At 71.6% G+C, this 25,559-nt stretch carries 26 protein-coding genes and 1 pseudogene; 15 read left to right on the forward strand and 12 right to left on the reverse strand.

Features of this window, described 5'->3' with window-relative positions:
* Positions 1-233 precede the first annotated feature (233 nt).
* A complete protein-coding gene (locus tag OHA37_RS22605) occupies positions 234-479 on the forward strand; it encodes a WhiB family transcriptional regulator (RefSeq protein WP_266907927.1) in 246 nt (81 codons plus the stop codon).
* A gap of 78 nt (positions 480-557) precedes the next feature.
* Here the strand turns inward: OHA37_RS22605 and OHA37_RS22610 are convergent, their stop codons facing one another.
* The 3 genes and pseudogenes from OHA37_RS22610 to OHA37_RS22620 form a co-directional block, all read right to left on the reverse strand.
* The gene (locus OHA37_RS22610) at positions 558-1,037 is read right to left on the reverse strand and encodes a RidA family protein (protein ID WP_266912992.1); all 480 of its coding nucleotides are present in this window, start codon (positions 1,035-1,037) and stop codon (positions 558-560) included.
* Positions 1,038-1,340: 303 nt separating this feature from the next.
* A pseudogene (locus tag OHA37_RS22615) lies at positions 1,341-2,219 on the reverse strand (zinc-binding dehydrogenase); the annotation flags it as partial.
* Positions 2,220-2,235: 16 nt separating this feature from the next.
* Complete coding sequence (locus tag OHA37_RS22620; RefSeq protein ID WP_266907928.1) at positions 2,236-3,516, reverse strand: M6 family metalloprotease domain-containing protein; 1,281 nt, start codon at positions 3,514-3,516, stop codon at positions 2,236-2,238.
* Positions 3,517-3,791: 275 nt separating this feature from the next.
* Between OHA37_RS22620 and OHA37_RS22625 the strand changes: the two genes are divergently transcribed.
* The 4 genes from OHA37_RS22625 (at position 3,792) to OHA37_RS22640 (ending at position 7,542) form a co-directional block, all read left to right on the forward strand.
* Positions 3,792-4,607 (forward strand): TetR/AcrR family transcriptional regulator, encoded by an 816-nt coding sequence (locus tag OHA37_RS22625; RefSeq protein WP_266907929.1) that lies wholly within the window; start codon positions 3,792-3,794, stop codon positions 4,605-4,607.
* Between the two features lie 84 nt (positions 4,608-4,691).
* Positions 4,692-6,227 (forward strand): MFS transporter, encoded by a 1,536-nt coding sequence (locus tag OHA37_RS22630; protein ID WP_266907930.1) that lies wholly within the window; start codon positions 4,692-4,694, stop codon positions 6,225-6,227.
* Positions 6,228-6,371: 144 nt separating this feature from the next.
* Entirely contained in the window at positions 6,372-7,166 is a 795-nt protein-coding gene (locus OHA37_RS22635; RefSeq protein ID WP_266907931.1) for a dioxygenase family protein, read from the forward strand.
* On the forward strand, positions 7,159-7,542 hold the full coding sequence (locus OHA37_RS22640; protein ID WP_266907932.1) for a hypothetical protein: 384 nt from the start codon (positions 7,159-7,161) through the stop codon (positions 7,540-7,542). Before OHA37_RS22635 ends, OHA37_RS22640 begins: the two co-directional genes overlap by 8 nt.
* On the opposite strand, the gene OHA37_RS22645 is transcribed toward OHA37_RS22640, so the two are convergent.
* Positions 7,514-8,161, reverse strand: coding sequence for a Uma2 family endonuclease (locus tag OHA37_RS22645; protein WP_266907933.1), 648 nt, complete (start codon positions 8,159-8,161; stop codon positions 7,514-7,516). The two genes, OHA37_RS22640 and OHA37_RS22645, sit on opposite strands and share 29 nt — an antisense overlap.
* A gap of 525 nt (positions 8,162-8,686) precedes the next feature.
* On the opposite strand from OHA37_RS22645, the gene OHA37_RS22650 reads away from it, so the two are divergent.
* A complete protein-coding gene (locus OHA37_RS22650) occupies positions 8,687-9,664 on the forward strand; it encodes a sigma-70 family RNA polymerase sigma factor (protein ID WP_266907934.1) in 978 nt (325 codons plus the stop codon).
* A 218-nt stretch (positions 9,665-9,882) separates the two neighbouring features.
* Here the strand turns inward: OHA37_RS22650 and OHA37_RS22655 are convergent, their stop codons facing one another.
* Positions 9,883-10,857, reverse strand: coding sequence for a helix-turn-helix transcriptional regulator (locus OHA37_RS22655; protein WP_266907935.1), 975 nt, complete (start codon positions 10,855-10,857; stop codon positions 9,883-9,885).
* Positions 10,858-10,919: 62 nt separating this feature from the next.
* On the opposite strand from OHA37_RS22655, the gene OHA37_RS22660 reads away from it, so the two are divergent.
* The 4 genes from OHA37_RS22660 to OHA37_RS22675 all read left to right on the forward strand — a co-directional run bounded on the left by OHA37_RS22660 (position 10,920) and on the right by OHA37_RS22675 (position 16,433).
* Positions 10,920-12,515 carry an MFS transporter gene (locus OHA37_RS22660; protein WP_266907936.1) on the forward strand — a complete coding sequence of 532 codons (1,596 nt, stop codon included), beginning with the start codon at positions 10,920-10,922 and terminating at the stop codon, positions 12,513-12,515.
* 140 nt (positions 12,516-12,655) lie between these two features.
* Positions 12,656-13,417, forward strand: a complete 762-nt coding sequence (locus OHA37_RS22665; RefSeq protein WP_266907937.1) for a DeoR/GlpR family DNA-binding transcription regulator — start codon at positions 12,656-12,658, stop codon at positions 13,415-13,417.
* Complete coding sequence (gene pfkB / locus OHA37_RS22670) at positions 13,414-14,367, forward strand: 1-phosphofructokinase (RefSeq protein WP_266907938.1); 954 nt, start codon at positions 13,414-13,416, stop codon at positions 14,365-14,367. The genes OHA37_RS22665 and pfkB overlap by 4 nt, the downstream gene beginning before the upstream one ends.
* Positions 14,364-16,433, forward strand: coding sequence for a PTS fructose transporter subunit IIABC (locus tag OHA37_RS22675; protein WP_266907939.1), 2,070 nt, complete (start codon positions 14,364-14,366; stop codon positions 16,431-16,433). Before pfkB ends, OHA37_RS22675 begins: the two co-directional genes overlap by 4 nt.
* Positions 16,434-16,445: 12 nt before the next feature.
* Here OHA37_RS22675 and OHA37_RS22680 read toward each other — a convergent pair whose 3' ends face one another.
* Positions 16,446-17,216, reverse strand: coding sequence for a DUF6227 family protein (locus OHA37_RS22680; protein WP_266907940.1), 771 nt, complete (start codon positions 17,214-17,216; stop codon positions 16,446-16,448).
* A gap of 192 nt (positions 17,217-17,408) precedes the next feature.
* Between OHA37_RS22680 and OHA37_RS22685 the strand changes: the two genes are divergently transcribed.
* Positions 17,409-18,050, forward strand: a complete 642-nt coding sequence (locus OHA37_RS22685) for a vitamin K epoxide reductase family protein (protein WP_266907941.1) — start codon at positions 17,409-17,411, stop codon at positions 18,048-18,050.
* A gap of 151 nt (positions 18,051-18,201) precedes the next feature.
* Here the strand turns inward: OHA37_RS22685 and OHA37_RS22690 are convergent, their stop codons facing one another.
* Positions 18,202-18,612 (reverse strand): rodlin, encoded by a 411-nt coding sequence (locus OHA37_RS22690; protein WP_266907942.1) that lies wholly within the window; start codon positions 18,610-18,612, stop codon positions 18,202-18,204.
* A gap of 280 nt (positions 18,613-18,892) precedes the next feature.
* On the opposite strand from OHA37_RS22690, the gene OHA37_RS22695 reads away from it, so the two are divergent.
* On the forward strand, positions 18,893-19,402 hold the full coding sequence (locus tag OHA37_RS22695) for a hypothetical protein (protein WP_266907943.1): 510 nt from the start codon (positions 18,893-18,895) through the stop codon (positions 19,400-19,402).
* A 156-nt stretch (positions 19,403-19,558) separates the two neighbouring features.
* Complete coding sequence (locus OHA37_RS22700; RefSeq protein WP_266907944.1) at positions 19,559-19,798, forward strand: chaplin; 240 nt, start codon at positions 19,559-19,561, stop codon at positions 19,796-19,798.
* Positions 19,799-19,883: 85 nt separating this feature from the next.
* Here the strand turns inward: OHA37_RS22700 and OHA37_RS22705 are convergent, their stop codons facing one another.
* The 5 genes from OHA37_RS22705 to OHA37_RS22725 all read right to left on the reverse strand — a co-directional run bounded on the left by OHA37_RS22705 (position 19,884) and on the right by OHA37_RS22725 (position 23,025).
* On the reverse strand, positions 19,884-20,231 hold the full coding sequence (locus tag OHA37_RS22705) for a hypothetical protein (RefSeq protein ID WP_266907945.1): 348 nt from the start codon (positions 20,229-20,231) through the stop codon (positions 19,884-19,886).
* A gap of 176 nt (positions 20,232-20,407) precedes the next feature.
* Positions 20,408-21,637, reverse strand: coding sequence for a chaplin (locus OHA37_RS22710; RefSeq protein WP_266907946.1), 1,230 nt, complete (start codon positions 21,635-21,637; stop codon positions 20,408-20,410).
* Positions 21,638-21,758: 121 nt separating this feature from the next.
* On the reverse strand, positions 21,759-21,992 hold the full coding sequence (locus OHA37_RS22715; RefSeq protein WP_250737630.1) for a chaplin: 234 nt from the start codon (positions 21,990-21,992) through the stop codon (positions 21,759-21,761).
* Positions 21,993-22,242: 250 nt separating this feature from the next.
* Positions 22,243-22,653, reverse strand: coding sequence for a rodlin (locus tag OHA37_RS22720; RefSeq protein WP_266907947.1), 411 nt, complete (start codon positions 22,651-22,653; stop codon positions 22,243-22,245).
* 117 nt (positions 22,654-22,770) lie between these two features.
* Complete coding sequence (locus tag OHA37_RS22725) at positions 22,771-23,025, reverse strand: chaplin (RefSeq protein WP_266907948.1); 255 nt, start codon at positions 23,023-23,025, stop codon at positions 22,771-22,773.
* Between the two features lie 102 nt (positions 23,026-23,127).
* Here OHA37_RS22725 and OHA37_RS22730 point away from each other — a divergent pair, with 102 nt between their 5' ends.
* Entirely contained in the window at positions 23,128-24,330 is a 1,203-nt protein-coding gene (locus OHA37_RS22730; protein WP_266907949.1) for a DUF3344 domain-containing protein, read from the forward strand.
* A gap of 19 nt (positions 24,331-24,349) precedes the next feature.
* Positions 24,350-25,558 (forward strand): glycosyltransferase, encoded by a 1,209-nt coding sequence (locus OHA37_RS22735; protein ID WP_266907950.1) that lies wholly within the window; start codon positions 24,350-24,352, stop codon positions 25,556-25,558.
* Position 25,559 lies beyond the last annotated feature (1 nt).

The raw sequence follows: 25,559 nt of genomic DNA on the forward strand, positions 1-25,559 counted from the left end.
GTGAGTGCGATGGTCCCGGTTCATGGGATCGGTGACTGCCGGACACCCCGGCCAGGGACCGCACTTGCTCCGCGCGGCCGGGGAACCCGACTTCCCACGGGTCGCCGTCCCCCGGCGCCGGGGGACGCGGTACGGCCGATCGGCACTCCCGGCTGGTGCCGAACGGCCCTCATCCCGGCCGTCCGCCGCTGCCAGCCTGGGGGGAGACAGCGATGCGAAGGAGAGTGCCGGCCATGGGGATCACGCTTCCGCGGCCCGCCCAGGACGACGACTGGTGGAAGAAGGCGGTGTGCACCGCCGACGAGGAGTGCGCCGAACTCTTCTACTCCGAAGCCGCGGGATCCGCCGCCCGGGCCAAGCGGATCTGCCTCTCCTGCCCGGTCCGCGGAGCCTGTCTGGAGTACGCCCGGGAGATCGGCGAGAACTCCGGGATCTGGGGCGGCCTCACCGGACACGAGCGCCGCGCCCGCAGGCGGTAGGGCCGCCCCGGCGGAAGCCCGGAAGCCCGGAAGCCCGGAAGCCCGGAAGCCCGGAAATTCTGAAGGGCGGGCCCGGCCCTACAGGCCCATCGGAGCGTGCAGTTCGACGAGGATCTCCACCTCGACGGGGGAGTCCAGCGGCAGCACGCTCACGCCGACCGCGCTGCGGGCGTGGATGCCCGCGTCGCCGAAGGCGGTGCCCAGCAGCTCGCTCGCGCCGTTGAGCACGCCGGGCTGCCCCGTGAAGTGCGGGTCGCTGGCCACGAAGCCGACCACCTTGACCACGCGCTTCACGGCGGAGAGGTCCCCGGCGACGGAGGTGACGGCGGCCAGCGCGTTGAGCGCGCACTGCTGCGCCAGCTCCTTGGCCTGCTCCGGGGTGACCTCGGCGCCGACCTTCCCGGTGAGGGGGAGGGCGCCGTCGACCATCGGGAGCTGGCCGGAGGTGTACACGTAGTGCCCGCTCTGCACGGCGGGGACGTAGACGGCGACCGGCGAGGGCGTCGGCGGCAGCTTCAGTCCGGCCGCGGCGAGGCGCTCTTCGGGGGTGCTGGTCATGGGCGGATCTCCTTGTGGTCGCTGTCGCTGTCGCTGTCGCTGTCGCTCTGGCTGTAGCTCTGGCTGTCGCTCCGTGCCGCTTTCGCCCTCCGGCCGCGGGAAGATGATGACCGGCTTGATCATGCCCGGCTCCTTGGCGGCGAGCCGCCCGAAGGCCTCCCCGACCCGGTGGAACGGGAACTCGTGCGTGGTGATCACCGTCGGGTCCACCAGCCCGTCCCCGATCAGGTGCAGCGCCCGCGCGAGCCGCGCCCCGCTGCTCTGCGGCGGCCGGCAGCGGGCGTACGTGATCTTCCCGCTCCCGGACAGCCCCCCGCGGGCGGCCCGCGCGGCGGCGGGCGCGGCCGTCGCCATGATCGCGCGGTCGGCGCCGCCGCCGGTCAGCTCCAGGATCCGCTCGGCGGTGTCCTCGTAGGCCGGGTCGATCACCACGTCGGCCCCGAACCGCAGGGCGAGGCGCTGGCGCTTCATCTCCGGCTCGACGGCGATGACGCGGGCCCCGCGCAGCCGGCCGGCCGCGATGGTCGCGCCGAGCCCGACCGCGCCCTGGCCGAAGACGACGACGCTGCCGCCCGGGGGCGGCCCCGATTCCTCGGCGGCGGCGAAGCCGGTGGGCAGCGCGCCCGCCGCGTAGAGGGCCTGGTGGTCGGAGATGGTGTCGGGGAGCAGGACCAGTCCGGCCCCGGCCGCCGGGGCGCGAAAGAACTCGGCGAGCCGCCCGTGGCCCTCGACGCCCACGCGCCGGCCGACGTAGGAGGGGCAGACCCCGGGGCCGACGGTCTCCACGACGCCGACGGCCTCGTGGCCGAGCCCGGTGGGTGCCCCGGCGGCGGTGTGCCCGTCCCAGGCGCAGATGAGCGCGGCCGTGGTGCGTACGAGGACCTCGCCCGCCCTGGGCTGGGGGACGGGCCTTTCCAGCAGGGCGGGCGGCTCGCCGGTACGGCGCAGCACGAAGGCCTTCACGAGACTCCTTACTACGTCGTTACACGGTTCGGTTTCCAACCATGCGGGTACGGCCCCGGTCCGGCGGGGGGCCGTAGGTCGGGACCTGACGGGCCTACGGTCAGCACTTCGACCCGCTGCTCGTCCCGTTCCGGGCCCTGCCGCGTCCCGTCGGGCGGTCGCAGGGGTCGCAGCGGCCGGGCGCCGGGCGCAGCCCGCACCGCCGTGTCCCCGTTCCACCCGCGGAGCGCACCGCTCACGGCCGGGTGACCCGGACCTGGTAGCTGCCGTTGCGCAGTTCGCCCACGACCGAGACGCTGATGCCCGACTTCTCGTCGGTGAAGGTCTCGCCCGGCCGGAACGGCGCGTCCGAGAGCTCGGCGTGCACGTTGGACCGCCGGGTGCAGCCGCCGCTCGCGGACGAGCTGTCGGAGACGGTGACGGGCCCGCGGCCGGTGTCCACGTCGGAGTCCACCTTGTAGATGAGCACTCCGGGCTTGCAGACGGCCTCGTCGTTCCCGGCGCGGGTGCGCACCTCCACCGCGTACCCGGCGCTCTCCGAGACGGGGATGAAGGCCAGCTTGGTGCCGCCCTCCACGGCCAGCGGGCTCAGCACGTGGTCGCTGACCCCGGACTTCCCGGCGCAGCTGATCTGGTTGCTGTCGAGCCAGCCCAGCTTCCACTTGTGCCAGCCCAGCAGGTCGTTGTTGGCGCCCCAGTCCTCGCTCATGATGTCCCAGTGCCCCACCGTGCCGCCGCCGTCGGCGGTGTAGAGGTCGGGCAGGCCGAAGACGTGCCCGTTCTCGTGGGGGAGCACCCGGTAGCCGGTCTCCCGGTAGGAGCCGGAGCCGTCGTCCTGGCGGCTGTAGACGAAGGACGTGTTGGCGAGCGGGACGCCGTCGGCCATCGGGGCCTCGCCGTTGCCGGAGAAGGTGACGGAGAGGACGGTGTCGAGGGCGGAGGGGCCGGCGTTCGGAGTGACCAGAATATTTATCAGGTCATACCGGGAGAAATCGACCTCGGCGTCGGAGGTTTTGATGATGTGCTCGACGAGCTGGCGGTAGCCGGGCTCGTACGCGGAACCCCGCTCGATCCCGTACGCCGCGAACGGCATCGGCATCCGCAGCCAGTTCTTTATCGGCGCCTCGGCCCGGTAGGTCAGCCGCCCGTAGGAGCTGATGCGAAACCAGTCGGACGTCTGCGGGAAGAACTCCGCCATCCGGTCGGCCGCCGTGCCCTCGCCCTTGGCGTCGGGGAAGTCGATCATCAGGTTCAGCGCCCGGACCTCGCCGGTCGAGCGCGAGTACCCCGGCGAGGTCGGCAGCCCCTCGGACATCTGCACGCCCATCGCGCCGGAGATCCGGCAGGGCGCGAGCATCGACTCGGCGCTGGTCGCGCCCACCGGGCCGGCCGCCGAATGGCTGCGACTGGATATGCCCGCGCTCGCCGTCGCCGTGATGCCGAGGGCCAGCGCGGTGATGCCTACGTACACGCTGGTGCGGCTTGGCTTGCGTATCCGGTGGCGCGTCTGCGGCATGGAGATCGGCCTTCGGGTCCGCGGCAGCCGGCCGGGTCCGGACTGCGCTCTGTGGGCTCACCCTCCGACGGCTCGGGCGGGCTCGCGCGTCGGGAGAGGCCAAACGGGATCAAAGGGCCTGGAGTGGTGTGACCCACGTCACACGGGAGAGTGAAATAAGCGGGGACCCTCTCCCCGTTTGAACCAGAGTCCCCGTGAACCGGGGAGCCGCTCCCCGTTTCGAGGGGGGCGAGCGGTCCATCCGGAAGTACGCATCACCCGCCAGGGAGCCGTCCATGAAGAGCCCCGCCACCACCGATCCGGCGAGCCTGCCCGTCCCGGGCCCGGAGGCCGGCCTCGACCTCGCGGCTCCGGCCGCGGGCGCCGCGGGTACGGGTGGGGGTGCGTGCGCCGCCGTGGGCGCGGCCGCGGGCAAGGTCAAGGCGGCGGTCAAGGCGGCCGGCAAGCGCGCCCGTACCGGCGCGGAGGCGGTCCCGCGTCCGCGCGCCGACGCCGTCCGCAACCGGGAGCGCATCCTGGCCGCGGCCCGCGACGTGCTCGTGGAGTTCGGCCCCGCCGCCCCCCTCGACGAGATCGCCCGCCGGGCCGGCGTGGGCAACGCCACGCTCTACCGGCACTTCCCCGACCGGCCCGCCCTGATCCACCACGTCGTGCTCTTCGGCATGGACCGGGTGACCGGTCTGGCCGTCGACTCCCTCGCCGAGGAGCCGGACGCCTTCGCCGCCCTCGTCCGCTTCACGCACGCGGCGGCGGACGAGCGGATCGGAGCCCTGTGCCCCGCGCTCTCCAGCGACTTCGACCACGACCACCCCGAACTGCTCGTCTCCCGCGAGACCTTGGAGGAAGCCGTCGAGGCCCTGCTGGCCGCCGGCCGCGCCTCCGGGCTCGTACGCACGGACGTCGGCGTCGGCGACCTGATGATCGCGCTCTCCCAGCTCAGCCGCCCGCTCCCGGGCACGGGCTGCTTCGACGCTGACGTGTTCGTCCACCGTCATCTCCAGCTCTTCCTGGACGGGTTGAGGGCCCCGGCCCGGTCCGAACTGCCGGGCTCGGCGGCCACGCTGGCGGACCTGAGGCGGAACGCCATGTGACGCCCCGGAGTCCCGCCCCCGGCGCCGTAAACGCGCCCTGATTCTTTCTTTTCAGTCATCTCGCACCGCGAAGTGGGTACCCCCATGTCAAAAACAGCCGCGAACCCGCCGCTGTCCGTCGCCGCCGCCGATCCCAGTCGCTGGAAGGCCCTGGTCTTCATCGCGCTGGCGCAGCTGATGGTCGTCCTCGACGCCACCATCGTGAACATCGCCCTGCCGTCCGCCCAGACCGACCTCGGCATCTCGGACGGCAACCGCCAGTGGGTCATCACCGCGTACGCGCTGGCCTTCGGCGGACTGCTCCTCTTCGGCGGCCGCATCGCCGACAAGTGGGGCCGCAAGAACGCCTTCATCGTCGGCCTCATCGGCTTCGCCCTGGCCTCCGCGCTGGGCGGCGCCGCACAGGGTGAGGCCATGATGCTGGGCGCCCGCGCCCTCCAGGGCGCCTTCGGCGCACTGCTCGCGCCCGCCGCGCTCTCGCTGCTGGCCGTCATGTTCACCGACGCCAAGGAGCGCGCCAAGGCCTTCGGCATCTACGGTGCGATCGCCGGTGGCGGTGGCGCCGTGGGTCTGATCCTCGGTGGTGTCCTCACCGAGTACCTGAACTGGCGCTGGACCTTCTTCGTCAACATCCCGTTCGCGATCGTCGCCGCCGTCGGCGCCTGGATGATCATCCGCGAGCCGGCCGGCGGCCGTAACCGCGCACCGCTCGACATCCCCGGTGTCCTGCTGTCCACGACCGGCCTGGTCGCCCTGGTCTACGGGTTCACCCGCGCCGAGTCGGCCGGCTGGTCGGACGGCCTCACCGTGGGCATGTTCATCGCCTCCGTGGTGCTGCTCGGCGCGTTCGTCCTCGTCGAGTCCCGTACGAAGAACCCGCTGCTCCCGCTGCGCGTCCTGCTGGAGCGCAACCGCGGCGGCGTCTACCTCTCGCTGGGCCTCGCCGTCATCGCGATGTTCGGCCTGTTCCTCTTCCTCACCTACTACCTGCAGGTCGTCAAGGGCTTCTCGCCCGTCACGACCGGCTTCGCCTTCCTCCCGATGATCGTGGGCATGATCGCCGGCTCCACGCAGATCGGCGCCCGCCTCATGACGCGGGTCCCCCCGCGCCTGCTGATGGGCCCCGGCTTCATGGTCGCCGCCAGCGGCATGCTGCTGCTGACGCAGCTCGAGGTCGGCTCCTCCTACCCGGCGCTGATCCTGCCGGCGCAGCTGCTGCTGGGCCTCGGCATGGGTACGGCCTTCATGCCCGCCATGTCCCTGGCCACGTACGGGGTGAACCCGGCCGACGCCGGTGTCGCCTCCGCGATGGTCAACACCTCGCAGCAGGTGGGCGGCGCGATCGGCACCGCCCTGCTGAACACGATCGCCGCCTCCGCGACGACCGCGTACCTGACCGACCACGCGGCCGAGGCCGCGGCGGGCGGCCCGGCGGCGCAGCTGATCCAGGCCCAGGCCATGGTGGAGGGCTACTCCTCCGCGATCTGGTGGGCGGTCGGCATCCTGGTCGCCAGCTCCCTCATCGCCCTGACCCTCATCACCACGGGCAAGCCGGGCGCGGGCGCCCCGGTCGCCGAGGGCGAGGACGCCGACATGAAGATCCCGGTGATCGCCCACTGACCCCACCTTCGCAAGAGGGGGCGGGCCCCGACGGGTCCCGCTCCCGGGTACGGGAATGACTGATGACCCCGCATCGTTCAAATTTGAACGATGCGGGGTTAGTCTTTGTGTGGCGGCCCGCCGTGACGATTCCTGGAGCTCTTGATGCCGACGCCCGAAGCCCTGACCCCCGCCCGGATGCCGGCGCTGTACCTGAGCCACGGAGCCCCGCCCCTCGCGGACGACCCGCTGTGGCCCGCCGAACTGGCCGCCTGGTCCGCGGACCTCCCGCGCCCCCGCGCGATCCTGATGGTCTCCGCGCACTGGGAAGAGGCCCCGCTCGCCCTCGGGGCCACCGAGAAGGTCCCGCTCGTCTACGACTTCTGGGGCTTCCCCGAGCACTACTACCAGGTCCGCTACGACGCTCCGGGCGCCCCCGAGCTGGCCGCGTCGGTCCGCAAACTCCTCAAGGCACCCGGCACCCCCGTCCAGGACATCCCCGACCGCGGCCTCGACCACGGCGCGTACGTCCCGCTGGTGGAGATGTTCCCCGGGGCCGACATACCGGTGCTCCAGATATCCATGCCGACCCTCGATCCGCGCCGCCTGATGGAGATCGGCCGCAAGCTGGCCCCCCTGCGCGACGAGGGCGTCCTCATCGTCGGCAGCGGCTTCTTCACCCACAACCTGGCCGCCCTGCGCCACACCGGCCCCGGAGTTCCCGCCTGGTCGGCCGAGTTCGACGCCTGGGGCCACGAGGCACTGGCCGCCTCCGACATCGACGCCCTACTGGACTTCGAAGCCAAGTCCCCGGCGGGCCGCCTGGCCCACCCCCGTACGGAACACTTCGCCCCCCTGTTCGTCACCCTGGGCGCCGCGGAATCCGACCTCGCCACCGCAACCACCCCGGTCTCGGGCTTCTGGATGGGCCTGTCGAAGCGGTCCCTGCAATTTGGCTGACCGCGAGCAGCTCTGGTGCCCCAGCGGCTCGGCGTACGCGCCGGAGTCGCTGGTCCTCGCGGTCCGCCACGGCCTCGACGGGCCCCCGGCCTACCTCCCGGCCCCCCGCCCGGCGGCCGAAGCCCTGGCCGAACTCGCCGACGGGGTGGAACCACGCCGCCTGCTGCGCCTGGCCTCCCACTGCGTCCCGCACTGCCTCAACCGCGCGGGCGACACCTGCACCCTGGCCACCCGCCTGACCTCACCCCCGCCGAAGGCCGCCGCGCCACCCGCCTGCCACCTCCGCCCGGCCTGCAAGTGGTGGACCCAGTCGGGCCCGCCGGCCTGCCACGCCTGCCCGCAGGTCGCTACCCGCCGCCCCGGACCGGACCGGTGACGTCCTCCCCGATGGTGAACCCCTTGGCGGGGCCGGTCGGGATCGCGACCGGGGTCCCGTACGCCGTCCGCGACTCGTCCTCGTAGACGGCCTTCCCGGGGTTGGGGGAGGTCAGCACGGTGACGGTGCCACCGTCGTCGAAGTCGTCGATCAGGACGTAGACGGGAACGGCGGCCCGGGCGTAATCGCGCCGCTTGCGCGTCCTGTCGCGCGTGATGTTGTCGCTGCCGGGGGAGACGACTTCGACGATCAGTGCTACGGCGGAGGCGTCGACTCCGAGACCGTCCTCGGTGACGTGTCCCTCGGTGTCCTCCAGTGCGACGAACAGATCGGGGATCCACACCTTGCGTTTGTGGATGACGTTCATGTCCTGGCGAGCGGCGAACTCGCCGCCGGCGAGGAATGCGACGAGCTGATCCCTCAAGCGATTGACGGTACGGCCGTGCGAGTAGCGACCCGTGGGTGACACCTCGATGAACCCCTCGACGATCTCGGCGTGGTAGCCCTCGGGGAGTTCCATGGCTTTCCATGCCTGCCACAGGACGTCGTCAAGGTCCGACGGGGGAGTCGCGACCTTCGGCATTACGGCCTCCAGCGTCTCGTGTGCGAGAGCGGTCATGTGCAGCACCTCCTCTGAGTGTGGGCGTCGCAGACCGGACGGCACAAGCGACTCTCCGATGCCCGGACCGCAGCCGCCCATGCCACAGGAATATGCCCAACCTTCACTCGGACGGGGAGGCCATCGCCGGACGAGGCAACCAGAAGCCGCCGGGGCTCGTCTCCTGGGGTGGGAGTGCAGCCGGGGGCGACGCTGCGACAGGGGCGAAGGCGGCCGTGTCAAGTGTGACGGTGGTCTCATCGCCGCCTCCCTCGGGTGGCCCGTCAGGCCGCTGGGGTCGACCGCAATCCCCGCCCTGACCTGCGGATCTTCAGGCCCGGCGGCATCGCCGATCCGATCGGATCGGGGGGCGGCGGGGCAGGATACTGCAAGATCTCGAAAAACAGGGAGCAACGTGGGAATTCTGTCCCGATTCCAGTCGTTGTTTCCTTCGGAAGCGGGCACTCGGGAGAGTGTCCGGGCAGCCGAACCAGCGCAGCCGAACCACCGCACCACAGCGACCGAACTCATCGCAAGGGAGCACGCATGGCAACCCGCGCCGTCGCCCGTCGTCAATCCGCGAGCAGCGCTCGCGCTGCGAGCGGGGAGATCGCAGACCGCGACCTGGTCGGCATGTACCTGGACGAGATCGCGCGTACCCCGCTGCTCGACGCGGCCAAGGAAGTGGAGCTCTCGCAGATCATCGAGGCGGGCGTGTACGCCCAGCAGATCCTCGACGGCGCGATAGAGCGCAAGGGCAAGAAGCCCTCCCGGGAGGAGCTCGAATTCCTGGCCGCGGAGGGTGAGCGCGCCAAGGAAGTCTTCATCCGGTCCAACCTCCGCCTGGTCGTCGCCGTGGCCCGCCGCTACCCGCGCAGCGGTCTGCCGCTCCTCGACCTCATCCAGGAGGGCAACGCCGGCCTGGTCCGCGCCGTGGAGAAGTTCGACTACGCCAAGGGCTTCAAGTTCTCCACGTACGCCACGTGGTGGATCCGCCAGGCGATCACCCGCTCCATCGCCGACCAGTCCCGCACCATCCGCCTGCCCGTCCACCTGGTGGAGGAGCTCGGCCGGATCCGCCGGGTCCAGCGCGAGTTCAACCGCGAGAACGGCCGCGACCCGGAGCACGCGGAGATCGCCGCCGAGCTGGACACGACGGAGAAGCGCGTCGGCGACGTCCTGGACTGGGCGCGCGATCCGGTCAGCCTGAACATGGGCGTGGACGAGGACGGCGACACGCAGTTCGGCGATCTGCTCGAAGACACCTCGGCGATCTCCCCCGAGCAGTCCGTCCTCTCCCTCCTCCGCAGCGAGGAGCTGGAGGACCTGCTGGGCAAGCTGGACCAGCGAACCGCGTCGATCATCAAGATGCGTTACGGCATTGAAGACGGTCGAGAGCGTACGCTTACTGAAGTCGGCAAGCAGCACGGGCTGACCCGCGAGCGAATCCGCCAGATCGAGAAGCACGCGCTGCTCGAACTGAAGAAGATGGCCCGCGACACCGGCTTCGACGCGGTGGCCTGACGGCCCCGAGTCACAGCCCCCCATACGAGCCCCCGGTGCCTATCCCCCCCAGGCGCCGGGGGCTCCCCTTTGCCCGATCCGGCACCGCCGTCGCCCGTTGCAGCCCCGCCGGCGTTCGAGGAACGGGGTCCGGGGCGGAGCCCCAGGCCCTTACGGGTCCGGGCGCAGCCCGGGGAACGGGCGAAGGGCGGGTAGGGGACAGCCCCGCAGGGCCCCGGCTACGGCCCGGCCGCCTCCGCCAGTCGCGCCCCCAGCGCCCGCGCGGCCTCCACCAGAGCCCCCGGCCCGTGCACGGTGAACGGCACCCCCACCAGCCCCAACCGGGCCACCAGCCACTCCGGCGAGTCCGCGGACTCGAACCGCACCCGAACCCCGCCGCCCTCCTCTACAGCCCCGGAACCCGGTTCCACCACCACCCGTTCCCGGAGCCACCCCGGCAGGGCATCGGCACACCGCTCACCCGTGAAGGTGACATCCACCGGGTAGGTCCCCCCACCCCGCAGCCCCAGCCGCACGAAGTCCACCGCGTCCATCGGCAGCTCCCGCGGAGCGAACCTCGCCCCGGTCGCGTACGGCTCGCTCATCCGGTCCACCCGGAAGGTCCGCCAGTCCCCGCGCTCCATGTCGTAGGCCACGAGGTACCACCGGCTCCCGGTGCTGACCAGCCGGTACGGCTCCACCAGCCGTCGCGAGGCCACCCCGTCCCGCGCCCGGTACGCGAACCGCAGCCGCTCCGGACCCGCCACCGCCGAGGCGATCGCCGTCAGCGTCCGCGGATCCACGCTCGCCCCGTCGCCCCGAGCCACCGCGACCGTCGCGGACTGCAGCGCGCCCACCCGCCGCCGCAGCCGCCCCGGCAGGACCTGCTCCAGCTTCGCGAGGGCGCGTACGGAGGCCTCCTCCACGCCCTCGATGGCGTGCCCGGCCCCCGCCCGCAGCCCCACCGCGATCGCGACGGCCTCCTCGTCGTCCAGGACGAGCGGCGGCATCGCGGCGCCGGCCACCAGCCGGTAGCCCCCCTCCGCCCCCAGCGTGGCCTCCACCGGGTACCCCAGCTCCCGCAGCCGGTCGATGTCGCGCCGGATCGTACGGGCGCTCACCCGCAGCCGCTCGGCCAGCTCGCTCCCGGGCCACTCGCGCGGGGTTTGGAGCAGGGAGAGGAGGGAGAGGAGGCGGGCCGGGGTGTCGGTCATGGTTCAAAGGTGCCAGCCAAATAGGACACCAACTGACCTAGATGCCGTCTAGGTTTCTCTCCATGAGCACCGAGACGACCCAGTCATCGCCCGAAGGAAAGAACGGGCCCGTACAAGAAGAGCGGACCGACCCTCCCGCAGAGACCAACCCGATCGGCAAGACCGGCGGCGCCGGCACGACGAGCGAGCCGGGCGCGCCGGGCGAGCCCGCGGCCCCGGCCGACCGCCGCCGCTGGATCGCGCTCGCCATCGTGATGACCGCCGCCTTCATGGACCTGGTCGACGTCACGATCGTCAACATCGCGATACCCCGGATGCGCGAGGACCTCGGCGCCTCCACCAGCGCCATCCAGTGGATCACCGCGGGGTACGCCCTCGCCTTCGCCGCCGGCCTGATCACCGGCGGCCGTCTCGGTGACATCTACGGCCGCAAGCGCCTCTTCCTCATCGGCATATCCGGCTTCACGGCGGCCTCGCTGCTCTGCGGTCTCGCCCCCAACCCCGATGTGCTCGTCGCCGCCCGCATCCTCCAGGGCGGCATGGCGGCCATGATGGTCCCGCAGGTGCTCGCGATCATCCACGTCACCTTCCCGCCGCACGAGCGCGGCAAGGTCTTCGGCCTGTTCGGCGCGATCATCGGCCTCGGCGCCGTCTCGGGCCCGATGCTCGGCGCGCTGCTCACCGAGTGGAACATCGCCGGTCTCGAATGGCGCCCGATCTTCCTGATCAACCTGCCCGTCGGCATCGCGGGCGTGATCCTGGGCCGCAAGTTCATCTCCGAGTCCAAGGCCCCCAAGGCGCTGCGCCTGGACCTGGTGGGCGTCGTGCTCGCGACCCTCGCCCTGGTCATGCTGATCTTCCCGCTCACCCACGGCCGCGAGAACGACTGGCCCGTGTGGGGCTTCGTCTGCATGATCGCCTCGCCGCTGGTCTTCGCCGCCTTCATCGCCTACGAGAAGTACAAGATCCGCAAGGACGGCTCCCCGCTCGTCGAGCTCTCCCTGTTCAAGGTCAAGAGCTTCGCGGGCGGTATCGCCGTCCAGCTGACCTTCGGCCTCGCGACCGGCATCTTCTTCCTCGTGTGGACGCTCTACATGCAGATGGGCCTCGGCTGGAGCGCCCTGAAGGCCGGCTCCACGGGCATCCCGTTCTCGATCGCCGTCTCGGCCGCCGCGGGTGTGTCCGTACAGAAGCTCGTACCGCGCTTCGGCCGCAAGGTGCTCCAGGCCGGCGCGCTGATCATGGCCGCGGGCGTACTCCTCTACATCTGGGAGTCGGACCGCTACGGCATGACCATCACCTCCTGGCAGATGGCCGCCCCGCTGATCGTCATGGGCGTCGGCATGGGCCTGATCATCGCGCCGCTGACCGACACCGTGCTCTCCGAGGTACCGCGCGAGCACGCCGGCTCGGCGTCCGGGCTGATCAACACCACCGGCCAGATGGGCAACGCGCTGGGCCTCGGCCTGACCTCCGTCGTCTACTTCGGCTTCATCGAGGACGACCGGGTCTTCGGGCCGCCGTACGTCGACGCGTTCCACAACGCCATGTGGTGGGTCGTGGCCGTCCTGGTCGTGATCTTCTCCGTGATGTTCATGCTGCCGCGCAAGGCCGTCCCCATGGCCGAGCGCGAGGGCGGCGCGGAGCACGCGGGCTAGCACCGCGCGCCTGCGCACCTCACTCACGGGCATGTCCGCTTCTGTTGGCGGACATGCCCGTTTGTTTTGTTTCCAGGCGCAAACGGGCGTACGATCCAGGAGAATCCACAGAGTCGGGCATCGAACGGATCTGAAACCACATGTACGCACCGGAGCGCCAGCAGGAGATCCTCCGCCTCGCCCGCGAGGCGGGCCGGGTCGACGTCCTGTCCCTGGCCGACCAGTTCCAGGTCACGGCCGAGACCGTGCGCCGCGACCTCAAGGCCCTGGACCGGGCCGGGCTCGTACGCCGGGTGCACGGCGGTGCCATACCGGCCGGCCGCCTCGACTTCGAGCCGGACCTCACCGAGCGCGAGGCCACCGCGGCCGACGAGAAGGACCGCATCGCGGCCGCCGCCCTCGCCGAACTCCCCGACGGCGGCAGCATCGTCCTCGACGCGGGGAGTACGGTGGCCCGCCTCGCGGCCGCCATCCCCGTCGACACCGCGCTCACCGTGGTCACCCACGCGCTGCCCGTCGCCGCCCGGCTCGCCGACCACACCGGCATCGACCTCCACCTCGTCGGAGGCCGCGTCCGCCACCGCACCCGCGCCGCGGTCGACGCCTGGGCGCTGCGCGCCTACGCCGAGATCCGCGCCGACGTCCTCTTCCTCGCGACGAACGGCTTCACCGCCGAGGGCGGCCTGACCACCCCCGACCTCGCCGAGGCCGCCGTCAAGCGCGCCGCGATGGCCGCCGCCCGCCGCGTGGTCCTCCTCGCCGACTCCGCGAAGGCGGGCCAAGAGCACTTCGCGTGCTTCGGCGCCTTCGCCGACGTCGACCTCCTCATCACGGACAAGGGGCTCAGCCCCGCCCACAAGGCGGCGATCGAGGCCGCCGGTACGGAAGTTGTGCTCGTATGATCCTCACCGTCACCCCCAACCCCTCCCTCGACCGGACCTACGAGGTCCCCTCGCTGGACCGCGGCGAGGTGCTCCGCGCGAGCGGCGACCGGGTGGACCCCGGGGGCAAGGGCGTGAACGTCTCCCGCGCGGTGGCCGCCGCCGGCTTCCGTACGACGGCGGTCCTGCCCCTCGGCGGCACGCCGGGCACGATGATCGCCGAACTCCTCGGCGCCCAGGGCGTGGACGTCACGGCGGTCTCCATCGCAGGCCTGACCCGCTCCAACATCTCCCTCGCCGAACCGGACGGCACCCTCACCAAGATCAACGCCGCCGGTCCGGCACTGACCGCCGCCGAATCGGCGCTCCTCCTGGAAACCGTCCGCACCTGCTCGGGCGGCGCCGCCTGGATCGCCTGCTGCGGCAGCCTCCCGCGCGGCCTCGGCCCCGAGTGGTACGCCGACATCGTGGCCCGGGCCCACGCCGCGGGCACCCGCATCGCCCTGGACACCTCCGGCCCGGCGCTGCTCGCGGCGCTGCCGGCCCGCCCGGACGTGATCAAGCCGAACGCCTCGGAGCTCGCGGCCGCGGTGGGGCGGCCCCTGGCCACCCTCGGCGACGTGCTCGGGGCCGCGGAGGAACTGCGCGCGCTGGGCGCGGGCGCGGTCCTGGCCTCCCTCGGCGCGGACGGCCAGCTCCTGGTCTCCGGGGAGGGCACCTACTACGGCACGGCGGCCGTCTCCTCGGTCCGCAGCAACGTCGGCGCGGGCGACGCCTCCCTCGCCGGCTTCCTGATCGCGGGGGGTACGGGGCCTGCGGCCCTGGCCTCCGCCCTGGCCCACGGCGCCGCCGCGGTCCAGCTTCCCGGCAGCGCCATGCCGGCCCCCTCGGATCTGCGGCCCGACGCGGTCCATGTCACCCAGGACCTGCCCCTGGACCTCCCTCTGTCCGAAATGAGCGACGAGCGATGAGCGAGATGATCACCCCAGACTTGGTCGACCTCGACCTGTCGGCCGAGTCCAAGGAGGGGGCGGCACGTGCCCTCGCCGAACGGATGGTGGCGCTGGGCCGGGTCACCGACCTGGACGGCTTCCTGGCCGACGTGGCGGCGCGCGAGGCCCAGATGCCGACCGGCCTGGAGGGCGGCATAGGCATCCCCCACTGCCGGTCCGCCCACGTCACGACCCCCACCCTGGCCTTCGGCCGCTCCACCTCCGGCATCGACTTCGGAGCCCCGGACGGCCCGGCGGACCTGATCTTCCTGATAGCCGCCCCCGCAGGCGCCGACGACGCCCACCTGTCGATCCTCTCCACCCTGGCCCGCCGCCTGATGCGCCCCGACTTCGTGGCGGCCCTCCGCGCGGCCGCGACCCCTGAGGAAGCCGCGGCCCTGGTCTCGGGCGAGCCCGAAAACCCGGCCGCGCCGACCACCAACCCGGCCACTCCGGCGCCCAATTCAGCCCCTCCGGCGTTTGAGGAGCGGGGGTCCGGGGGCGGAGCCCCCGGTTTCGGGAAGGGGCGGGGTGGGGAAAGCCCCGCAGGGCAGCAGCCGTTCCGGATCGTGGCCGTCACGTCCTGCCCCACCGGGATCGCCCACACCTACATGGCAGCCGAGGCCCTCACCCAGGCCGCCGCCGAGGCCGGCATCGAGCTCACGGTCGAAACCCAGGGCTCCGCCGGCTTCACCAAGCTCACCCCCGAAACCATCGCCGCCGCCGACGCGGCCGTCTTCGCCCACGACGTCCCGGTCAGGGAAAGGGCCCGCTTCGCCGGCAAGCCCACCGTCGACGTGGGCGTCAAGGCGGGCATCAACCGCCCCGCGGAACTCCTCCAGGAGGCCCGCGACAAGGCCGCCCGAGGCGAGATCTCCAGCACCACCCCGACCCCCGTCGAAGAATCCGGACAGGACCAGGACGGCTACGGCGCCAAGCTCCGCACCTGGCTGATGTCCGGCGTCAGCTACATGGTCCCGTTCGTCGCCGCAGGCGGCCTCCTCATCGCCCTCGCCTTCGCCATCGGCGGGTACGAGATCAACACCGCCCCCTCGGTCGCCGAACACTTCGTCTGGACCGAGGCCGTGAGCTGGGCCGCACTGCTCTTCCAGACCGGCGGGCTCGCCTTCGGCTTCCTGGTCCCCGTCCTCGCCGGCTACATCGCCTACGGCATGGCCGACCGCCCCGGCCTCGTCCCCGGCTTCGTCGGCGGCGCCGTGGCCCTCACCATCAACGCCGGCTTCCTCGGCGGTCTGATCGCCGGCCTCATCGCGGGCGGCACCGTCCTCGCCGTCCAGCAGCTGAAGATCCCCACCGCCCTGCGCGGGATCATGCCGGTGGTGGTCCTGCCGCTGATCGGCTCCGCCGTCACCGCGTTCCTGATGTTCCTGGTCGTCGGCAAGCCCGTCGCCTCGCTCCAGCAGGCCCTCACCGACTGGCTGTCGGGCCTCTCCGGCGCCAACGCGATCATCCTCGGCGTCATCCTCGGCCTGATGATGTGCTTCGACCTCGGCGGCCCGCTCAACAAGGTGGCCTACGCCTTCGCCATCGGCGGCCTCGCCACCCCCAACGAGGGCAGCCTCAAGGTCATGGCCGCCGTGATGGCCGCCGGCATGGTGCCGCCGCTGGCGATGGCGCTGGCCACCACGGTCCGCGGCCGGCTCTTCTCCAAGACCGAGCGCGAGAACGGCAAGGCCGCCTGGTTCCTCGGCGCCTCCTTCATCAGCGAGGGCGCCATCCCGTTCGCCGCGGCCGACCCGCTGCGCGTGATCCCGGCCTCCATGGTGGGCGGCGCGGTCACCGGAGCCCTCTCGATGGCCTTCGAGTGCACCCTGCGGGCCCCGCACGGCGGCATCTTCGTGATCCCGCTGATCGGCAACCCGCTGCTCTACCTGATCGCCATCGCCGCCGGTACGGCCACCAGCGCCGGCCTGGTCATCCTCCTCAAGGGGATGCGCAAGCAGGACGAGACCCCGCGACAGCAGGCCGGGGCCACCGAAGCGGCGCCCCTGCCGGAACAGGTGAAGGTCACCGCCGCCGCCTGACCGCCGTCCCCGTCACCTCACCCGCGCGCGGAGCACCATGGCTCCGCGCGCGGCCGTTTCGCTCTCGTAGACCTCGCACATGTGCCGCCCGTCCGGAGTCACCGTGTGCTCGACCTCCCACAGGCTGAACTCGCCCCCGTCCAGCAGGACGAAGGAGTGCTCGTACAGGCTGAAGCCCGCGTCCTGTCCGTCGGCCAGGCACTGCCGGGTGCCGAACACCTGCGTGATCTGGTGCGCGTAGGCCGACCGCAGGAGCAGGGCCACCCGCTCGCCGGGCCGGTCAGGGTTCTCCGCGCGGCGCAGCACCCGGCGGGCGTGGTCCGCGGATTCCTCCACCGTGTACTCGCGGTGCCGCTGGGCCGGGGTCGGATTGGTGAACAGCGCGCTCAGCACGGCGATGTCGCTGTCCGGCTCTTCCTCCACCGTCACCTCCACGAGCTCCCGCGCCACCTGCGAGGGGGCCTCGCCGGAGAGCCGGGCCGCCGCGAGGCAGGTCTCCGCCTTGCTCGCGAAGACCTCGTACCGTATGGAGAGGTCGGCGTCCTGACGGTGCGCCAGCTCCCACAGGACCACGGAGTCGCCGTCGGACAGCAGGTAGGCGTGCCGGTGTATCTCCCGCCACGGCCCCGCCGACGGGTTGCGGCGGGCGGTGTGGAGGGTGGACCTGTGGGCGAGCGCCGTGCCCAGCCGCTCGACCAATTCGTCCGGCAGGTCGAAGGAGTTGAGGGCGCGGCCCAGGAGTCGGTCGAGGTGCGCCTCGGTTGTCTCGTGTGGATCGCTCAAGGTGGGTCTCCAGGCCGTCGCAGCTTGTCACTTCGCGGAAGCTCAACGTAGCCCCTGGGTCTGACATCACGTCCGGGGTTCGGCAAAACGTCCGGGAAGCGCCAGGGGTTCCAGCCACCCCTTCAGGTCAACCTCCATGTCGATGAGCATGGTTGGGCCGGATAGCGGGCACAAGGGCGGGAGCATGACCGTATGGCAACAAATACCGTGGGCGTCCCCCGCCAGCAGGGCCGGCCCCACAACCGCAAGGACGCAGAACCGATCGCAGCCCCCCGCGCGCTGGCCTGGCTGCTGCTGCTCACCGGAGCCGCCGGAGTGCTGGCCGCCTGGGTCATCACCCTGGACAAGTTCCTGCTGCTGGAGAACCCGGACTTCAAGCCCGCGTGCAGTCTCAATCCGGTGGTTTCCTGCGGCAGCGTCATGAAGAGCGAGCAGGCGGCGGCCTTCGGCTTCCCGAACCCGATGCTGGGGCTGGTCGCCTACGGGGCGGTCGTGTGCGTCGGCGCCGGCCTGCTGGCCGGGGCCCGCTACCGCGGCTGGTTCTGGCTCGGTCTGGGCGCCGGCATGCTCTTCGGCGTCGGATTCTGCTCCTGGCTCATGATCCAGTCGCTCTACGAGATCAACGCGCTCTGCCTGTGGTGCTGCCTGACCTGGCTGGCCACCCTGCTGATGTTCTGGGCGGTCACCGCCCACACCGTCCGTACGGGGATCCTCCCCGCACCCGCGCCGGTGCGGAACTTCTTCGCCGACTTCGGCTGGGCCCCGCCCGCCCTGCACACCGGCGTGATCGGGATGCTGATCCTGACCCGGTGGTGGGACTTCTGGACCGGCTGATCCCACCGGACCGGCCGACGACATGCGAGGGCCCCGGCAGCTGGACGCTGCCGGGGCCCTCGTCACGTCACACCGCAACTTCGAACGCGTCGCTCCACGGGCGCCGAGTATGTGGACCTCGGGATCCCGGACCGTAGGTCGGGAGCGGAGATCAGCTGCCGGCGGAGAGGTTGCCCGAGAGGACCGGGATGTTGCTGAGGATGTGCGAGAGCGGCTCGTCACCCTTGGCCTGGGTGGAGTTCTCGGTGCACTGCTGGTTCTGCGGGTTGGACAGGACGTTGATGTCCTGAACACCGATGTTGAGCGCGGCGATCAGGGACTGGGCGTTGACCTTGGCCGGCAGACCGATGCAGGGCTTGTTCAGGGTCCCCTGGACGACGCCGAGCTGCGGGCTCATGTCACCGTGCGTCTTCTGGTTGCCGTACGCCTGCACGGCGCCGTTCCCGTTGACGGTGTTGATCCCGTTGTCGTTGCCGATCGCCATGGCGGGGGCGGCAGCAGCAGCGCCCGCGCCGACGGCGGCGGCGGTGACCGCGGCAGCAGTCATGATCTTCTTGAGCATCTTGATCCTTTTGTCGCACGAGTGCCCGCTAGTGGAGCGCCCTGATCAACTGCCTTCGTGAAGGGTTGGTTCCGCTGCTTCACTCAAACGGCCTGTCTGCGTGCAGGTTTTCCCCGGGTGGGGTGAGCCGCCCCCGGACGCGTGCGCGAAGCCCGCACGCACCCCGCAGCGGGGTGCCGGGCCGCGCGCTCGTGTTGCGCTCCGTGGAACCCCTTCGCACGGTGGGTAAGGAGGCGGATCGCTCGGGTCCGCTTCTGAGCGACCACGAGAAGGAACACCCATGCACCGCACCAAGGCCTCCCGCATCCGCGTCCTCGTCCCGTCGGCCCTGGCGGTCGTCATACTCACCGGCGCGGCAGCTCCGGCGGGCGCCGCGGAAGGTGCCGGAGCCGCCGCGAACCGGGTGGCGGCCGCCCAGGAGGAGATCAAGGAGAGGGTGGCGGCGGCGGGTCCCGTCGAAGACGCCCTCGCCGCGGTCTCCAAGATCCTGGAGGACCTGACCAAGAGCCTGGGCACCCTGCTCCCGGGGATCAAGATCCCCGAGATCAAACTGCCCGCGCTCCCGTCCCTGCCGCAGCTCCCCGCGATCCCGGGGCTCCCCGACCTGCCGGTCCCGGCGCTTCCGGAGGTGCCGGTCCCCGAGATCCCCGGAGTCCCGGCACTCCCGGCGCTCCCGGTCGCCGATCCCGCGGCTCCGCCCGCGGGCGCGGTGCCCGCGGTGCCGGCGGTACCCGGTACGCCCACGGGCATCGTCCCGGAGATCCCGTCGTTCGCCGAGTTCCTTCCGTAGGGACCCGGATCCGTACACGGATCCGCACGCGGTTACGACTATTGGGCTGAACAGGTCTGATCGCGTGCGGAACCGTGTCGTCTGGGGAGGTGGACCGTTTCGCTCGATGTGAGCCTCGGAATCGGGGCAGAACGTCGAAGAGAAGGTGCACTTCCCATGAACACTGCCAAGAAGGCCGCCCTGGTCCTGGCCACCGCTGGTCTCGCCGCGGCCGGTGCCGCCGGTTCCGCAATGGCCGACTCCCAGGCCGAGGGTGCGGCCGTGGGTTCCCCCGGTGTCCTCTCGGGCAACCTGGCGCAGGTCCCGGTCCACATCCCGGTCAACGTCTGCGGCAACTCCGTGAACGTGATCGGCGCCCTGAACCCGGCGTTCGGCAACGTCTGCGTCAACGACTGACGTTCGACGCACCACGTGACTGTGGGCGCCACCGGCCTCGCCGGTGGCGCCCACAGTCATGTCGGCAGGAGAACGGGCCGGACGGTCAGTGCTTGGCCCCGCCGTTGAGCTTCACTCCGCCGAGCAGCGGGGAGGCCTGGGTGGCCCCGTTGGCGAGGTTCATCACCTCGGCCGGAGCGTCGTTGCGGACCTCGTTGACCTTCTGGACGGTGGTGACGACCTTCTCGACGCTCTCGCCCTGCTCGGCCAGTCCGTTGCCCACGGTCTGGGGCAGCGCCGCCGATACCGGGTTCACGGAGTCGGTGACCGCCGTCAGCCCGCTCGTCAGGCTCATGGGGACGGCCGGCGCCTCGGTGGTTGCGAAGGCGGGAGAGGTGGCGCCGAGGGCGGCGACGGAGCCGACGACGACTGCGGCGACCTTCGAGAGCTTCATTTTCAAAATCCTTTTCCATGGGTGACCGGTGGCGACCAGCGGCGACCGTCGCGCCACTTTCGCCGTGGTTAACGATTCCCCGGCGCCACGGAAACGCGGAACCGAACACGGCAACGGCCGGAGAATCCGACAAGGGACTCTCCGGCCGATATTTTTTCTGATTACCGGTATTGCCGTCAGGCGGCGTTACGGGACCTGCGGTACAGAATGGCGCCGCCCAGGATCAGGGCCGAGGCCAGGGCCGCGGCGCCGGCGGGCTGACCGGCGCCGGTCTCCGCCAGCTCCTGCCGCGCGGGGGCCGCGGGGACCGCCGCCACGGGAACGGCCTCGGGCGCGGGTGCGGGTCCCGGCGCGGGAACCGGGGCCGGGGCGGGCGCCGGGGCAGGGGCGGGCGCCGGGGCGGGCAGCGGCGCCGGGGGAAGCTCGACGGGCAGGTCACCGGCGGGGCCCGCCGGCGGCTGGTCGGCCGGGGGCACTACCGGCGCCGGGTGCTCCACGACCTGGCTGCCGTGCGGGGGCATCGGCGCGGGAGCCTCCTCCACCGGAGCCGGGAGCGTGTGCGGAGCCTCCTCCACTACGGGCGCGGGCGCCGGAAGCGGCTGCGGGGCCTCCTCGACCGGTGCCGGTACGGGGGCAGGTGCCGGTGCCGGTGCCGGTGCCGGTGCCGGAACGGGCTCCGGCTGCGGCGCGGGTGCCTGCTCCACGGGCGCGGGAGCGGGCGCGGGCGCCGGAGCGGGCGCCGGGTGCTCCGCCTCGGGCGCGGGCAGCGGCTGCGGCGCGGGGGGCGCGTGCTGGGTGGCCGGGGCCGGGGGCTGCTCGGCGTGCGGCGCCGGCTCGTGCTGCGGCCGGGGCTCGGGCTTCTCCGGGGCGGGGTGGTCGTCGCACTCCTCCTCGCCGGAGTCGCCGGAGTCTCCGTAGCCGCCCTGCGGCCCGGGCCCGTGGTCCTCGTGGCCGCCCTGCGGCCCGGGTCCGTCGTCGCCGTAGCCGCCCTGCTGCTCGGGTCCGCGGTCGCCGTAGCCGCCCTGCTCGTGCCGGTCCTCGTGCTCGTCGCGCCGGTCGTGCTGGTCGCGCTGGTTGACGTAGTGCCGGACCTGCTCGGCCTGCTGCGGGCTGAGGTAGCGCTCGTAGTCGTGGCCGGCGTCGGAGCCGGTCGTGGTGGCGCAGTTGTTGCCCATGGCGGGGTTGAGGCCCGCCCCGGCGTCCACGGTGTTGCCGCACACGTTCGGCGAGAAGGTGATCGGTACCGAGACGCTGTTGCCGGCCAGCACGCCCGGTGAATGGGAGGCCTCGGCCATCGCCCCGGGTTGTGCGTAGGCCGCGCCGGTCGCGATCGACAGCAGACTCGACGCAGCGGCCGCGGTGAGCACCCCCTTGCCCAGTACCTGTCGGCTCAGTACCTGTCGCATGGGTCCTTCCCTGTCTACCGGCCCTGCGGCCGGTGCTGAATCGAAGGTGGCCTCGGAGTGCACCGCCGTGCACTCCGAGGCCACCCCGAGGAGGTCTGCCCTTGCGGGCACAGGCGCTTCGTCAGGCGTTGACGCAGGTGTTGCCGAACGAGGGGTTCAGCAGGGCGATCACGTTGACGGTGTTGCCGCAGACGTTGACCGGGACGTGGACCGGGACCTGGAGCACGTTGCCGGACAGGACGCCCGGGGAGCCGACGGCCTTGCCGTCCGCAGCCGCGTCGGCCATGGCGGGGGAGGCGGCACCGGCGGCCATGAGAATGCCGGCGGCCAGCACCACTGCCTTCTTGTACGTCATTTGTTTTCGTTTCCTTCCCGCAGAGGTCTATCCGCTGCAGAAATAACAACGAGTGGGTCCGGGAAAAGAAACCGGGGATTTTTGCGCGCCTCCGGCCAATTCACTCAGATGCTCGTGCGTCCTGAATTGTGGCCGGATTCTTCTGGTTGCTCCAGGGTCCCTATTCGGGTCCCGACATGCGGCGGGGCCGCCGCGACCCGAAGGTGCGACGGCCCCACTGGCGCGGTGCTGTGTCAGCTGGCGCGGTCTGTCAGCTGCCGTTGGAGACGTTGCCGGACAGGACCGGGATGTTGCTGAGGATGTGCGAGAGAGCCTCGTCGCCCTTGGCCTGGGTGGAGTTCTCGGTGCACTGCTGGTTCTGCGGGCTGGACAGGACCGGGATGTCCTGGACGCCGACGTTGACCAGAGCCAGGACGGACTGGACGTTGGCCTTGGCGGGCAGGGCGATGCAGGGCTTGTTGAACGAGCCCTGGATGAGCGCCATCTGCGGGCTCATGTTGCCGTAGGTCGCCTGGTTGCCGTAGATCTGCGAGGCGCCGTTGCCGTTCACGGTGTTGATGCCGTTGTCGTTGCCGATGGCCATGGCCTGCGGGGCCATGGCGGCACCCAGACCGACGAACGAGGCGGCAACCGCTGCGCCGGCCGCAAACTTCTTGATCATGATGGTCCCTTTTTTGCAGGATTGCCCGGTACTCAAGCACTCGGATCAACGGCGCAACGGTGGTTTGGGTTGCGTCTCTTCACTCGTATGCCGAAGTTTCGGGCGGCACGGTTGACGTCAGGCGTTGACGCAGGTGTTGCCGAACGCGGGGTTCAGCAGGGCGATCACGTTCACGGTGTTGCCGCAGACGTTCACCGGGACGTGGACCGGGACCTGGAGCAGGTTGCCGCTCAGGACGCCGGGGGACTCGCCGGTGAAGCCGTTCGCCGTCGCGCCGTCGCCGCCGTGCGCGGAGGCGAGGCCCGCGCCGCCCATCAGCAGCGCGGTGCTCGCGACCGCCAGGGTGGTGCCGCGCACCAGCCTCTTCTTCATCTCCGTTTTTCCTTTCTGTTCGAACAATGGTGCAACCCATAACGACCCGCCCGTCTCCAGGGTGCGTGTTATCGCCCAAAAGGCCGTACGGGCGAGTCCGGCGTGATTTCCCTCCTGACTTCTGACAAAGTTCACTCCTGTTTTGTCCCCTTGATCGAAAATGGAGACAGGGTCATGGGTTCCTCCCGCAGAATCCTCGGCACGCTCGGTCTGCTGTCCTGCCTCACGCTTTCGGTGAACGCGCCCCTCGCCAGTGCGAATGCCGGTGCCGCCGCACCGCCGGGTGCGCGAGGTCCGCAGGTCAAGGAGGCGCCCCGGGTGCCTTTCACCCAGCGTTACCAGGCGGTGCAGCACGGCGGCCTGGTCCGGGCCTCGAACTCGTCCATCGGCTGCCGCGCGGTGGAGTCCGAGCAGGCCGAGCCGTGCGCCGCGGTCAACAAGGGCGCGGCCGGGACCAACGGCGACTACGAGATGTTCTACGACGAGGTCGACAAGGACCCGGACACCTACAACTCCACCCGGGCCGAGCTCAAGGTCCCGGCGGGCGCGAAGGTCTCGTACGCCCGGCTGTACTGGGGCGGGAACCTGCGGGTCGGCGAGCAGAAGCCGCCGCAGGACAACGGCCGGGTGCTCGTCGCCGAGCCGGGCGGCGCCTACAAGGAAGTGCTGGCCGACACGGCGATCGGGCACCGCAGCGACGCGGCCGGCGATGCCTACCAGGCCTCCGCCGACGTGACCCCGCTGGTCCGCAAGGGCGGCGCCGGGATGTGGACGGTGGCCCAGCTGAACATCGCCATGGGGCACTCGGACATGGGCGCCTGGGGCGGCTGGACGCTGGTGGTGGCCTACGAGCACCCGCAGGAGCCGGTGCGCAGGGTCTCGATCTGGGACGGCTTCGAAGGGCTGGCCGCGGGGGCCGGCGAGGCGGCGGGCGAGACGGTGGAGCTCGCTGGTCTGGACGCGGCGCCCGGTGCGCGGGGGCGGGTCGGGGTGGTCGGGTACGACGGCGACCGCGGAACGCTCGGGGATTCACTCACGGTGACCGCCGACAGCGGCCGCAGGGTCAGTCTCAGTGACGGAGAAAATCCTTTTAATGATGTTATGAATTCCACGATCACGGAATTCGGAGATCACTCGTTCGTGCGACAGCCCGAACATATGAATAACCTCGGATATGACGCGGACGTGTTCGACCTGAGCCCCGCCCTGTCCGGAGGTGCCCGCAGCCTGACCTTCGGGTTCACAGGCGAAAACCAGGGTCATTTCCTCGGTGTGCTCTTCGTTCAGACAGACGCGCGCCGCTGAACGCAGGAGACCACTCCACGTGCCGACACAGCCTTCTTCACCTCCTCCTTCTCCCTCCCCTTCCCGGCCTCCGGCCGTCCTCCACCTCGTCCAGCCGGTCGAGGGCGGGGTCGCCCGCGTCGTCGTCGACCTCGTACGCGCCCAGTCCGCGGCCGGCCTGCGGACCTACGTCGGCTGCCCGCGCGGCGGACAGCTCGCGGACGCCGCCCGCGAGGCCGGGGCCGAGGTGCTCACCTGGCGTGCCGGGCGGGCCCCCGGACCGGGCCTGGCCGCCGAAGTGCTCGGCGCGCGCCGCCTGATCGGCCGGGTCCGGCCCGACATCCTGCACGCCCACAGCGCCAAGGCCGGCCTCGCCGGACGGCTCGCCGTCCGCGGGTCCGTCCCGACCGTCTTCCAGCCGCACGCCTGGTCCTTCGACGCCGTGGGCGGGGCCACCGCCGCGCTCGCGCTGCGCTGGGAGCGCTTCGGGGCCCGTTGGGCCGACCGGGTGCTCTGCGTCAGCGAGGCCGAACGCCGCACCGGCGAGTCCGAGGGGATCGCCGCCCGCTGGTCGGTGATCCGCAACGGCGTCGACCTCCGCCACTTCCGCCCCGGCGGCCCGGACCCCGTCCGGGACAAGGCCAGGGCCCGCGCCGAACTTCCGCTCCCCGCCGCCTTCCTGGGGGAGGGGCCGCTCGCCGTCTGCGTCGGCCGGCTCTGCCAGCAGAAGGGGCAGGACGTCCTGCTGCGTGCCTGGCCGGAACTGCTCGGAGCCGTTCCCGGGGCCCGTCTGGTGCTCGTCGGGGACGGCCCCGACATGGAACGGCTGCGCCGCGGGGCCCCGCCCTCGGTCCACTTCGCGGGGGCCGCCTTCGACATCCGGCCGTGGCTTCGGGCCGCCGATCTCGTTGTACTGCCGTCGCGGTGGGAAGGCATGGCGCTCGCCCCGCTCGAAGCCATGGCCTGTGGCCGACCGGTTCTGGTCTCCGACGTCAGCGGTGCCAGGGAGAGCCTCCCGCCCGGCCAGGGACGGCTGTGCCTGGTGGAACCGGAGGACCCGACGGCCCTGGCCAAGGCCCTGGGCGGGCTGCTCGCCGAGCCGCGGCTGCTCGCCGCACTCGGGGAACAGGCCGAGCGGCACGCGCGGATGGAATTCGACGTGCGGCGCACCACGGACGCGGTCACCGGTCTGTATCACGAACTGCTGGGCAGGCCCCGGCCCTTGAACCAGGAGCGCATCAGCCGATGAC

It is taken from the genome of Streptomyces sp. NBC_00335 (assembly GCF_036127095.1).
Lineage (GTDB): Bacteria > Actinomycetota > Actinomycetes > Streptomycetales > Streptomycetaceae > Streptomyces.